This is a genomic window from Dyella terrae (assembly GCF_004322705.1).
GTDB classification, from domain to species: Bacteria; Pseudomonadota; Gammaproteobacteria; order Xanthomonadales; family Rhodanobacteraceae; genus Dyella_D; species Dyella_D terrae.
On sequence record NZ_SIZZ01000001.1, the window covers coordinates 1,159,981 to 1,173,017 of the forward strand.

The window sequence follows — 13,037 nt, forward strand, 5'->3', positions numbered from 1 at the left end:
CTCTTCGCCGCGGATGACCTATCGCACGATTGTGAAGAGCCTCCCTGCCCGACGTGTTTCTCAGCGGTGCAGGTCGCCGGCGGCTTCCGGCTGGTACTCGATGCCCAGCACCTTGAGCGTGCGGCTGCGACCGTCCGGCGTGGGCCATGCGATCTGCTGGCCCACCGCCAGGCCCAGCAAGGCGCTGCCCACGGGAGCAAGGATCGACACCGTACCCGTGGCACCGGCATTCGTCGGGTAGACAAGGGTCAGGCTCAGCTGCTCGCCATCGGATTCGTCGAGGAACGTCACGCGCGAATTCATGGTGACGACATTCGGCGGCATCTGCGCCGGCTCCACCACTTCCGCGCGAACGAGCTCGGCCACCAGCGGCGCGTACGTTTCTGCCTGTGCCGGGGTCATGCGCTCGAGCAAGGCCTCGATGCGCTCGAGATCCAGGCGGGAAACAGTGATGGATGGCTTGCTGCTCATAGCGGTGTCCTGTCCGGTGGCGCCGCCCGGCGCCATCTACACAAAAAATTCGCGCCGGGGCGAGGACCCCGGCGCGGCGATGTTGGGCGGATCGCTCGCGCGATCGCGGACCTGCAGGCCCGTGTTGAGGACTTTGGGGGCGTGGAACGCGAAAAGCAAGGGCTTGCGGGGCGTTCGCGTCCCCCGCAGCCATCACCCGTTCGCTGCGATACCCGCAACATCCATGTCAAATGACAGATGTTTCAGCGTTTCGCAGGGTCGAAACCAGTAACATGTGCGGCCATGCCCCAGCACATTGTCGCTACGGAAGTGCCCCCGGCTTCCGAACTTCCCGGCCAGGACGCGCCCACGGACACGCCCGAGCGCATGCCTTCGCACCACCAGCACCGCGGACTGATCTGGCTGGTGGCTGCCGCCTTTTTCATGCAGGCGCTGGATTCGACCATCGTCAACACCGCTGTGCCGGCGATGGCCGAAGCGCTGGATGTCACGCCATTGGGCATGCGAATTGCGCTGACCAGCTACGTGCTGACCCTCGCGATTTTCATTCCCGCCAGCCCATGGGTGTGCGACCGCTTCGGCACCCGGCGCGTCTTTGCCGTGGCTATCGGCGTGTTCACCGTGGGCTCGCTGCTGTGCGGCATGTCGCAGACCTTGCCCCAGCTCGTGGCCGCGCGCGTGCTGCAAGGCCTTGGCGGCGCAGCGCTCATGCCCGTGGGCCGCTACGTCCTGGTGCGCAGCATCGACAAGCGCGACTTCGTGCGATCGATGAGCACGGTGGCTACGGTCGGCCTCCTCGGCTCGGTCCTCGGTCCACTGCTCGGTGGCATCCTGGCGCAGTACACCTCCTGGCGACTGATCTTCCTGATCAACGTGCCCGTGGGCCTGATCGGCATGTGGATGAATCGCCGCGAGATGCCCGATTACCGGCTCGACGATCCGCATCGTTTCGACCTGGTGGGCTTCCTTCTGTTCGCCGCCGCGTCGGCGATGCTGCTCACCGCGTCGGAAGTGGCCAGCGGTGGTGGCGGCAAATGGCTCAATATCGCCATCAGCGGCGTGCTGGCGCTGGTGTTCGGCAGCATCTACGTGTGGCACAGCCGCCGCACCGATCACCCGGTGGCCGATCTGAACCTCCTGCGCGTGCGCAGCGTGTGGGTCGCATTGGCGGGCAACTTGTTCACGCGCCTGGGCGTGTCGGGCATGTTCCTGCTGCTGGTGCTGTTCCTGCAGGTGGGGTGCGGCTGGTCGCCTACGATGGCCGGTCTGATGATGGTGCCGCAGGCGCTGGGTTCGATCGCGGCGAAATGGGTGATCAATCGCCTGCTGGTGAGCATGGGTTATCGACGCTTCCTGTTGACCAACACGCTGATCGTCGCGGTTCTGCTGTGCTCATTCGGGCTGCTCGGCCGCGGATCGCCGATGTGGCTCATCGCATTGATGGTATTTACGTATGGCGGCTTCATGGGCCTGCAGTACACCGCCATGAACACGCTCATCTACAACGACCTCGACGTGAAGTACGCCTCGATGGCGTCGTCCATGGCGTCGACCGCGCAATATCTGTCGATGAGCTTCGGCATTGCGCTGGCTTCATTGCTGATGGAAGCGCTGCTGCAGGGCCACGCCCACGAAGACTATGTCGTGTCGTTCCGCTGGACAGTCGTCCTGCTGGGCATCGTGACGGCCACGGCGAGCTGGGTGTTCAGCCGGCTGTCTCGGGATCATCCCAAACGCGCGAGGGCGTAAGCCGCATCCGGCAGCATTTGCCGGATCGAGGATGTAGCATGCAAGGATACCGCGCTCACCGGGACCCGCATGCACCACGCCAGCGATATTCTGCTCACCTTGTTCATCGTTTTCGTCGCCGCCCAGATCGGTGGCGAGATCGCGCAACGCCTGAAGCTTCCTGGCGTTGTCGGTGAGATTGCCGCGGGCTGCATCGTCGGCCCCTCCGTGCTTGGCTGGATTACGCCCGATCAGATCGCCGTCGGTACGCCTCTCGATGTGCTCGCGGAAATCGGTGTGGTGCTGCTGTTGTTTGCCGTGGGCCTGGAAACGCGGCTGGAAGATCTCAAGCGCGTCGGCAAGGTGGCGTTCCTCGTCGGCGTGCTCGGCGTCATCGTGCCTTTCGCCATGGGCGGCACGTGGGCGCACGCGAGTGGCTTCGACTGGGGCAAGTCGCTGTTCGTCGCGGCGGCGTTCGTTGCAACGTCAGCTGGCATTACGGCGCGCGTGTTGCAGGAGCTCAACGCGCTGCAGCGTACCGAGAGCAAGGTGATTCTCGGTGCCGCGGTCATCGATGACATTCTCGCGATGTTGCTGCTGGGCGTCGTGGTATCGCTGCAGGGCGGCCAGGGTGTCAATCCGGTTCACCTGCTGACCGTCATGGGCAGCGCCGTCGCCTTCATTGCCGTGATCGGCTGGGGCGGCTCGCGCGTGATGCGCTGGAATTCGGGCTGGCTGGACAAGCCGCACAGCCAGCACTCGGCCCTCGCCATCGTGCTCGCGCTATGCCTGGGCCTGGCCTACGTCTCCACCCTGTTTGGCCTGGCGGCCATCATCGGTGCCTTCCTCGCCGGCATGATCGCCTCGGAAACCCGTCAGCAGCACACGCTGGAAAAACAAGTACAGCCCCTGCTCGCCCTGCTCACGCCGTTCTTCTTCGTGATCACCGGCAGCAAGATCGACCTGGGCCAGCTGGGTAATGCGAGCGCACTGATGGCGCTTGGCGTGGTGACGCTCATCGCCATCGTGTCGAAGCTGGTCGGTGGCTTCCTGGGTTCGATGGCCCTTGGCAGGCGCAGCGCCACCATTGTCGGATTCGGCATGGTGCCGCGTGGCGAAGTAGGCGTGGTCATCGCCAGCCTGGGCCTCGCAGCAGGCGTCTTCAGCGATCGCATGTACGCGATCATCGTGGCGATGTCGCTGCTTACCGCCATGGTGACGCCGCCGGTTCTTGCGTGGCTGCTGCGCCGCTGGCCCGAGCCTGCCCGCAAGGAAGCATGAGCCTTCGGCTTACGCCAGACTGTCGCCGCGAATAGCTACGCTTTTCGGCGCAAGTTCCACACATTTTTCACGTGAGCTACACGACACTCCGCGGCCGGGGTGTTCGCGCGATGGGGTACTGAACGTACCGTCATCGCTGGGGTAAGCAGCCGATAACGGCTGCCGCGACGTTGGTGATTCTGGATCTACCGGCACCGCACTGTCCGCCAGGACGGCAGGATCCCCTGCCTTGCATCACCTGCCGACGAACGATGCCGGCCCATGCCATCGGGCTGCGACACCAGGTGGGGAGAGTTTCGGCAAGCATGTAACAAGCCTGATACATCGGGCCTGTTACGCGCGTCCCTTGTGCGTCTTCGACGCATGGGCGCATGCGTTCTGTCGAGCGCCACTCCGTAGCGCCACCCGATGCGTGACTCGCTTGCAGCGCTTCACGACGGAGGGTTGGGACATGGCCAGCAACATTCGGCGCGGCACCATCAAGACCCAGGGCGATCTGGCCAAACTGGCCAGCGACCCGACGTTTCTCGAAGGCTTCGATCGCGCATCACTGTCGCGCGTCGACCTGACGCCCGGTGGCGTCGCTGCGATTGTCGATCTCGGGCAAGCGGTCATCCGCTCGGACGACTTTCTCTCGATCAACTTCTCGTTGATCAACCTCGACGTCGTCGCCGCGCAAGATGGCGGTCCCGCCACCCTGCAACCCAAGGCTGGCAAGACGGCGTACATCGTGCTGCGCTTCGCGCCGCAATCGATTTCGGAAGAAGCCTTCTATCAGATCCTGCCGTCGGATCCGCCGATCGATCCCAACTTCGTCGGGCCTTCCGACCCGAATGCGGGCCAGGAAGACCCGCGCAAACCGCCGGTGAAGTCGCGCATTGCCAACGGCAGCCGCGCCGTGTTCCGATTCGACGCCAAGGCACTGGCCGCGGCGAACATGGCATCCGTGCCCTATACGCTGCAGGGCATTCTCGACGCCTGCATGCATTTGCCGCTGAGCATTACGGCCAATGCGGCACGCGCACCCGTCAGGCGCCTGGTGATCGGGCCACTGTCAGGCGTATTGCTGAAGCGGCAGCGCGCCGCGTATGCAAGGCTCTCTCCCGGCGAACAGGCTCGCACGCTTTCAGCAGCATTGCGCAATCTGCGCATCGTCCAGAACGCGGGTGCCGGCGCAGCCCATTTGTTGATGCGGCGCGCCGAATTGCGCGCGGATGCGCTGACGCTCAACCCCAGCGACGGCGCGATCGACAACCTCGCCAACGCGGTGTCGCCCGCTACCGCGCAACACCAGTCGCTGCACAGCAGTTCGGCGATGGCGACGTATGGCGTCATCGGCGCGGCGGGACTACAAGTGGTAAAAACCCCGTCGGTCACATGGCGCATCGCGCCTGGACCCGTCGCACCTACGGCCACGCAAACCGCGCTTGAGCTCCCGTATCGCCTCCTGCTTTCGCCCAACGAAACCGGTCGCATGCTCCATGCGTCGACGGCCAGGGTTTTTGCGCCCACCGGCAACACGCCTTTGTGGCATTCGCGGCTCGCCTATTTCGACGACAAGACCGGCGTCACCACCGAAGGGCCGGGCAGCGGTACCGAATTGCGCGCCATCTGGGCGCGGGTCGGTCCGGAGTCCATCCCGAAGACCTTCAACGGCAACTACCCTCAGGGTGATCGTCCGCAGCCCGGCAACACGCCGTTCCGCCAGGTCATGGACGACTTCGATCGTTTCGAGATCGTCCACGAATCGAGCAATTTCCGCATTCGCGATGGCCTGCAGGAACCCATCGCCTGCAATCGACTGATGCTCTCCGCGCTCGGCGGATGGCTCGATGTCCATGGCGGCTGGAAAGTGCCCGCCGGCTTCAGCGTGGAGCAGTGGGTCCATCAGGCCACGCAGGCGCGCGATCACTACGTCAAGGTGGTCTACAAGGGTTACCTGTTGCCTTTCGGCCACCCTGCGTCCCTGGTCAAAGTAACCGAACGCAAATTCCATCACGACAAGCCCGGCAATCCCGCATACCTGAGGCAGCGCCAGTTCCTGATCGTGCGCGAGCCGCTCGTCACCTTTCCGACCATGACGCTTCCGGCCACGGGTCCTCGACCAGACCGTCCGCAGAATTTCACCCGTTACTACCATCGCCAGTTCTTCTTCACTCAGATCAAATGCCTCACGCACGTCACGCCGGACCTGATGGACGCGGCCTCCACCGATGTCAACGCGCACCGGCAACTTATGTTCTGGCCGTGCATCCCGTCAGCCAGCGGTGCTTTCCCCTTCAAGTTCAGCTATGTCGGAACAGACCTCGACGGACACGAACAGCAGTTTGATCTTGCAGCCATGTTCATCGGCAACGGATTGGCGAATCCGGCCAATGACCAGGACCGGCATCTGGCCGAGAACTATTTCAAGGAAGCGCAGACGGCGTACTGGGCCAAGGGCCCCGACTACCGCGGCGCCGACTTCAAGCAGCAACGCGTGACGGTGGCGCCAAGCCTGAAGTCCGGCGATACCGTCGTCGAACTGGGCAAAGTGATGTTCGGCGCGGAAGTCGAGCAGCTGCGCCTTGACCCGGCGACGCGCACCGGACCGCTGATTTATCCCATGGTCGACACGGCCGAAACACTCATCCCGTCGCTGGCCTATCTCACCAGCAACAAGAAGCCGAGCGTTATCTCGATGAACGGGCAGTTCATCGCCCGCAGGAAGGATTTCGACATCGGCGAGGTGTTTGCCGACGTAAAACCCAACGGTCCGGTGCTGGACTTCACGTCGCAGGGCAATCGATCGGGCGGCTTCGTGCAACCCAATCTGGCACCGACCGGTTTGTCGCGACTGGCGGGGCCAATCTCCGGCCTGGCGTCGGATTTCAACACCGGCACCTTCGACGGTGGCAAGTTCTTCGAGAGCGTCAGCCCCTTGCTGTTTGGCTGCATTCCTCTTGGCGAACTGCTCAAGGCGCTCTCGTTCGACACCAGCAAGCTCGACAAACTGCCAAAGTTCGTCACCGAGGCGATGGATGCGGCGCAAACTTTCTTCAGCGCGCTGGGCCAGGCCAATGACCTGGTCGGTCAGCTGGAGACCATGGCGCGTGCGGCGGCGGAAGCCGCGTTGCAGCAAGCCATCAAGATCGCGCTCGATCAGCTCAAGCCCCAGATCCAGGCGCTGGATGCCGCGACGTCGGCCATCTCCAACCAGATCGATCAGGTCAGCAACGCGGCTGACGCTCTGATCAACGCCATCCATACCACCGAGAAGATCTTCGAGCCGCCCCATGCGACGCTCAATGGCGTGATCGGCAATGTCGAAAGCACGCTCGACGGCCTGCTCAATGCGGTCAACCAGCGCATCTCGCAGCTTCCCGCCAGCGGCCTCTCCACCGCCGTGCAGAACGTGGTGTCGCAGCAACTGGTGCCGATCCGCACGCGCATCGCGCAGATCCAGGCCATCGTCGATGACCTCAAGCAGATCCCTGCCCTGCTGGGGCCGGCGGGCCAGCTTTACGATGCCATCAGCGCCTTCCTCGTGCCGCCGGATCAATTGGCGGACCTGCTCAAGGACGAGGGACAGCTGCAGTCGAAGATCCAGGCTGTCGGCACGGCGCTCGGCACCTTCCAAACGGCGTTCGACACGATCCAGCTCTTTGCCGGCGCAGTGCGCGGCACCATCGTCAAAATCGCCACAACCCTGCGCGCCATCACGGACAAGGCGGCCGACATCGCGCAACTGCTTTCGTCCCTGCTCGGCGACGAGATCACGATCAAGTTCGACTGGAATCCGACCATCCAGTCGTGGCCGCAACCGGGTAACGCGCTTTACAGCGGCCTCGGCACCCTGTTTCTCCCGCATAACCCCGATGCCTTCGTCGTGGGCGTGGAAGCGAAGATCAAGAAAAGTTCGGGCGAGGCGAAGGTCAATGTCTTGTGCGGGCTGAAGGCCTTCGATCTGATCCTCCTCGGCGACAAGCACTCGTTCATGAAGCTGGTGTTCGAGAAAATCGAGTTCCGCGCTGACTCGTCCGCCAAGATGGACGTCGACGTGAAGTTCGATGGCATCCATTTCCTGGGGCCGCTGAAGTTCGTTGAAACGCTCAAGGACCTGATCCCGCTCGACGGCTTCTCGGATCCACCCGCCCTGAGCATTTCGGAGAAAGGCATCGATGCCAGTTTCTCGATGGCCTTGCCCAGCCTTGCGGTCGGCGTGCTGAACCTGAGTAACCTCAGCCTCGGCGCCGGCTTCACCGTGCCGTTCATCGGCCAGCCGCTGTCCGTTCGCTTCAACTTCTGCACGCGCGAGCAGCCGTTCTGCCTGACGGTGTCGATGTTCGGTGGTGGCGGCTTCTTCGGCATCACCATCGATCCGCACGGCGTGCAGTTGATGGAAGCCGCCTTCGAGTTCGGTGCCGCCATCGCTGTCGACTTCGGCGTAGCCTCCGGCGGCGTGCACGTGATGGCAGGCATTTACTTCCGCATGGAGCAGGACAAGTGCACGCTCACCGGCTATTTCCGCATGGGTGGCGAAGTCAGCGTGCTGGGCATCATTTCGGTGTCCATCGAACTCTATCTCGCACTCAGTTATGAGTCGGACACCGGCAAAGCCAAGGGTGAGGCCACGCTGACGATCTCGGTGAGCGTCTTCATGTTCTCCGTCAGCGCGTCGATCCACTGCGAGCGCAAGTTCGCCGGCTCCAACGGCGACCCTTCGTTCGCCGCACTGATGGGACCGGACAGTGGCCCCGTCACCGACACCACGACCTACCCCTGGCGCGACTACGTCGAAGCCTTCGCCTGAGCAGCGCGTCCCAAGGAGAACACCATGGCCGAGAAGATCGTCTGGACCGTGCTCCCGCATGGCTTCGATGCACGCGGACAACTGCGTGTCTCCATCGTGATGTCACCCCGCCTGACACCCGACGCCGGACACGAAAACCAGCAGGCGCTCCTGTCAGGCTGGCCCGATTTCCTGGACTGGCCCAAAGCCCTGGCGCAGATCGGTTTCCAGCTGAAGATCGATGGCATCACCTACAAGCTCAAGCTCGACCAGGTGGCCGAGAGCGCGTTGTGGACCCGGCTGTTTACGCCCGACATGAGCGTCGCGCCCTTCGTGTTCACGGACATGAGCCAGCACAACCTCAACTCCTTTCCGGTGCGCCACGTCGTGCGCTTTCTGAAGGATCATTACGGCGACCTGGCCGCGCAGCAGGGATTGCAGCGACCATCGCTGTTTCCGATCGATGGCAGTCCGCTTGGCCCCATGATCAAGTCCGCCGCAGGGGGCGAGCAATACAACCCGCGCATTTATCTGCAGCGGCGCCCCAACGGCATCGGCGATTTGTTGGTCAACGGAGCGATCGACGAACGCGTGCGTGGCATGTACTTCGGCAAAGACATCAAGGAAGTGCCGCCTACCGTCCGTGGCATTGATGGCAAACCAACGGCCAACAAGAAGCACACGCCCATCCGCGCGCTCCCGGCCGACCTGCCCGGCTCGCTGTCGCCCCTGTTCAATGCAAGCGCGCCCGCCTATGCGCTGTACCAGGCGAACCGCTTCTATTCACGGCCGGAGACGAAGGCGGCGCCGTATCGCGAGCAACCCGACCCGGCATCGAAGTCCCAGCCGATCAAGCCACCGGCATACGACTTTCATCAGGTCGTGGCGTCGTTTAGCGATGCGCCCAGCCTGATGCGTCGCCTGGGCCTGGTTATCGACGCGACGGTCGAGGCCAGCGGTGATCTGGTCACCAAGGCCAAGACGACCGCTGGCGGCACGCAGGGCCTGATGCAGCTCGCCATCCAGCGCCGCTCGCGCGTCCACGGCGCCGATTCGACGCCGCAAACGGCCTGGCAAATGTCGGGCACGCGCTTCGTGGTGCGCAGTCGCGACAACCACGATCATCGCGACGGCTTGCTGGCCCTGCAGAACGTCACCGAAGTCGTGCGCACGGACGATGCCAAGGGTGGCAACGATCGCCTGCCATTCAACGTGGTCCAGGTCGACGCCGATGGCTCGTCGGTGAAAACGATCAACTTCGTCAACAGCACCCTGACGCTGCTGCAAAGCACGCCGTATCCCGACGCCGCCGAAGCGCTGGAGCGGGCCGGAGGCGCCACCTACACCACCAACGAAAACCAGGAATCCGTCCCCGCGTTGAGGTCGGGCGGCCTTACGCTGACGCGCCACAACCGGGCCAGCGATACGGCGCAGGATCTGGCATCGAACGCATTGAAAAGCGACGCGCTGGACGACGCAGGCCAGTCCGCACAGGTCGTGCTTTTTGCCGAAGACGTACTGCGCGGCTATCGCGTCGACGTGCGCGAGAACCGCACGGCGAAGTGGCGCTCGCTCTGTGCCCGCGTCGCTACGTACCGTGCGACGAAGGATCGAAGCTCGCTCGGCGGCGACGTGCACGACGAAGGTTTCGTGCATGCCACGTCGACCACGACGCAGGCGGCGCCCGACGACGTCAACCAGAACAAGGGCACGCAGGATCACTATCTGCACGAAGCACTGTTCAAGTGGACCGGCTGGAGTCTGGTGGCGGCGCGGCCGGGACGCCGTATCGTGCCAGTCAATGAGCATGGCCTGATCCAGGAAGAAACGGTCAAAGCGCAGTCGGACGACGACTCGGTCGGAGGCGCAAGCCCCGTACTCACCACGACGACGTGGCAGCCCGGCACCCTGCCGCGGTTGCGCTTTGGGGAAACCTACCGATTGCGCGCACGCCTGGTGGACCTTGCCGGCAACAGCCTGGGACTCGACGACGGTTCACTCGGCGACCTGGAACAGGCAACCGAAGAAATCACCTACCGTCGCCTCGAGCCGCTCGATCCGCCTGCCCTGGCCCTGTTCGGGCGACTGTCCGAAGGCGAGTCGCTGGAACGCGCGGTCATTCGCTCCGATGTGATCAAGACCGACAGCGGTTACCAGAGCCTCTCGACCAGCCAGTACATCCAGCAAGGCGCTTACGCGACCAACGATCCGGGCAAGAGCGGCTTCGCTTACGTCGATACGAACATTCGCCATGTCGTGCCACCCAAGGGATCGCAGACGCTGGCCGAACACCACGGGTGTTTCGACAAGGCTTTCGATGCCGCCAGTCAGAGCGGAGGCGCCGCCATCATTCGGCAGGCATACGAACTGATCACCAAGCGTGAAGCCGGAACACTCTACGACGGCGGCGCAAGCGTCAAACTCATCACGCCACCGGTGGACAACGTCTCCACTGAGCAACCGCTCGATCCCGCGCCACCCGAGGGTTTTCGGCTGCAACCGGGCCAGTACGTGGTGCACAGCGAGAAGCACCTCGCCACGCCTTACCTGCCCGATCCGCTCGCCGCGGCTATCGTGCTCCGTGGCGTGCCCGGCCTCACCGGCCCAACCGTGCTCGACGCGACGGACAACGTCCACGCCGACTACATCCCGTTTACCAAGGAACTGGTGCTTTACGTTCCGCTAAAGGGCAGCTGGCCGGACATCGATGGATTCCGCATCGCCATGGCTGAATTGCCCGAGGCCATCGATGCCGTGCCCTGCGTGGACGCCATCGACCCGAATCGCGCGGTGCCGACGTGGAGCGGTGGCGATCGCGTGCTGACGATTTACTTGCGCAAAGGCGAGATCGCGCCAGTGCGCTACGCCAGCGCCGTGCGACTGGACATGATGACGCACATGGCCTTGCCCGCATGGACGGCGAATGCCTATGCGGGCATCTGGACCGCGATCCTGGCGATCTGCGGCTCAAACTGGATGATGACGCCCGATCGCACGCTGACACTCGTCCACGCCACGCAGCATCCCGTCTGCGAACCGACATTCAGGAACATCAGCGTCCGACGCCCCGAGGGTGCCACCTTCGCCGACTTCGGTCGCGAAACCTTCGTGCGATATCACGCGCGCAGCACGGGCCAGCTGGAGGTGCTGGGCGAGTGGATGGAATGGGTGGATGATCCGACGTCCGGCAAGTCGCCGTATCGCCGACACATGACGGCACGACTCAAGCCCGTCGCCCTGGCGCAACCAGGAATCGACGAAAGCGAGCCGCACCTGTCCGACTACGCCATCCTCGGCCCAGAGCCCGCGCTGGACCAGGCACGCCCGCATATCCGCCACGACTTCGGTGACCAGAAGTTTCGCTTCCTGCGCTACAGCCTGCTGGCCACCACCCGGTTCCGGGAATACCTGCCTCCGTCCATCACCGCCGATCTGGAACAAATCACCCGCCAGGGCGCGCCGTACCTCCGAGATGCACTCAGCCTGCCGCCGGGCTACTACGACGAGACCATCGACGCGGCCAGCATCGAATGCGCCGCGCCACTCCTGGCGTCGCAGAGCGCGCCACAGGGCTACGTGGTGCCGGCATCGGGTCGCCCGCAGCCACCGCAGATCGCCTACATCGTTCCCACGCAACACTGGACGGATACGGACAGCAACGGCGTGCATCGGGTGATTCGCGATGGCGGCACCCTGCGCGTCTATCTCGAACGCCCATGGTTCACGTCGGGGGACGGTGAGTTGCTGGGCGTGATCGTCACGGCCGCTCCGCCCGATGCGCGCAAGCTGGCCGAATTGAAGGGCGATCCCAGCGAAAGCTATGTCACGCAGTGGGGACTGGATCCGCTGTTCGACTCCACGCTACCGCGTGGCACGCTGACGGCTTCAGCCTTTCCGCAGGCGGTCTGCGTCCAGAATGTGCGCTTGCCGGATGCCAACCATGATGTTGTCGTGGCTGGACACCGCGTGTACTTCGACGGTGAGCGCAATCAATGGTTCGCCGATATCCGCATCGACGCCGGTGACAGCTACATGCCCTTCGTGCGTTTGAGCCTGGTGCGTTTCCAGCCCTGGGCCATCGACAACGCGCACATTTCAACGCCGGTGCCTGCGCCCTTTGCGCAGCTGCTTCCACGCCGCCGCGTCGACGTCACGCATGCACGCGACACCTACCTGTTTAATGTGTATGGCCCGGTTCCACTGCAGGGGCCGGCCTCGAGCTGGGGACTTTATCCCTCGCCAGCATTCAGCGCCTTTGTCCGCGATGTATTCGGCCCGGGCCCCGGCCACAACCGCATCGAAGTGGTGCTGCAGTGGCAGAACACGACCCATGCCACCGATCTCGACTGGTTTGACGTACCCAACGCGCCGCATCCCAGCGCCGATGCCACGCCGCAACAGGCCGCGGTGGACTTCCTCCATCAGATTGGCGCCACGGCGCTCACCGGCTTCGATCACGTCCGGGCCACGGCAGAGACATCTCCCCAGGTCGCATTGACACGCAGTACCGCGAGCGCGGCCAATCAAGCGATGCAGCTCACGCATCTGACGCCGGACTTCCTTGCACAGCTGGTCGCCCTCGACACCTGTGTCTGGACCGGGCGTATCAGCCTGCCGGCCGATGTGCGGGGCAAACGCCTGCGCCTGATGTTGCGAGAGTACGAACGGCATTTCTCCGACGACCAGGTCAAGGTGGCGCCCTTCAACATTACCCAGCCCAAGGTGGTGGAACGGTTGGTGTTCGCGCGCGAGTTTCCCGTCACCTTGACGACCCGGAGCTAGGACA

The 13,037-nt window shown here is 63.8% G+C and carries 5 protein-coding genes; 4 read left to right on the plus strand and 1 reads right to left on the minus strand.

Annotated elements, in window-relative coordinates; genetic code table 11:
* Positions 1-60: 60 nt before the first annotated feature.
* Positions 61-471: a nucleoside diphosphate kinase regulator gene (gene rnk, locus EYV96_RS05260; RefSeq protein WP_131150413.1), complete on the minus strand. Its 411-nt coding sequence runs from the start codon at positions 469-471 to the stop codon at positions 61-63.
* A 366-nt stretch (positions 472-837) separates the two neighbouring features.
* Here rnk and EYV96_RS05265 point away from each other — a divergent pair, with 366 nt between their 5' ends.
* The 4 genes from EYV96_RS05265 (at position 838) to EYV96_RS05280 (ending at position 13,033) form a co-directional block, all read left to right on the plus strand.
* Entirely contained in the window at positions 838-2,220 is a 1,383-nt protein-coding gene (locus EYV96_RS05265) for an MFS transporter (protein ID WP_425478728.1), read from the plus strand.
* 69 nt (positions 2,221-2,289) lie between these two features.
* On the plus strand, positions 2,290-3,480 hold the full coding sequence (locus EYV96_RS05270; RefSeq protein ID WP_131150415.1) for a cation:proton antiporter: 1,191 nt from the start codon (positions 2,290-2,292) through the stop codon (positions 3,478-3,480).
* A 451-nt stretch (positions 3,481-3,931) separates the two neighbouring features.
* Positions 3,932-8,272, plus strand: a complete 4,341-nt coding sequence (locus tag EYV96_RS05275; protein ID WP_131150416.1) for a phage tail family protein — start codon at positions 3,932-3,934, stop codon at positions 8,270-8,272.
* A gap of 24 nt (positions 8,273-8,296) precedes the next feature.
* Entirely contained in the window at positions 8,297-13,033 is a 4,737-nt protein-coding gene (locus EYV96_RS05280) for a hypothetical protein (RefSeq protein ID WP_131150417.1), read from the plus strand.
* The last annotated feature ends 4 nt before the right edge of the window (positions 13,034-13,037 follow it).

Excerpts from the sequence above, each read along its gene's own strand:
- EYV96_RS05270 (WP_131150415.1), top strand. The coding sequence starts at position 2,290 with ATGCACCACGCCAGCGATATTCTGCTCACCTTGTTCATCGTTTTCGTC.
- rnk (WP_131150413.1), bottom strand. The coding sequence starts at position 471 with ATGAGCAGCAAGCCATCCATCACTGTTTCCCGCCTGGATCTCGAGCGC.
- EYV96_RS05275 (WP_131150416.1), top strand. The coding sequence starts at position 3,932 with ATGGCCAGCAACATTCGGCGCGGCACCATCAAGACCCAGGGCGATCTG.
- EYV96_RS05265 (WP_425478728.1), top strand. The coding sequence starts at position 838 with ATGCCTTCGCACCACCAGCACCGCGGACTGATCTGGCTGGTGGCTGCC.
- EYV96_RS05280 (WP_131150417.1), top strand. The coding sequence starts at position 8,297 with ATGGCCGAGAAGATCGTCTGGACCGTGCTCCCGCATGGCTTCGATGCA.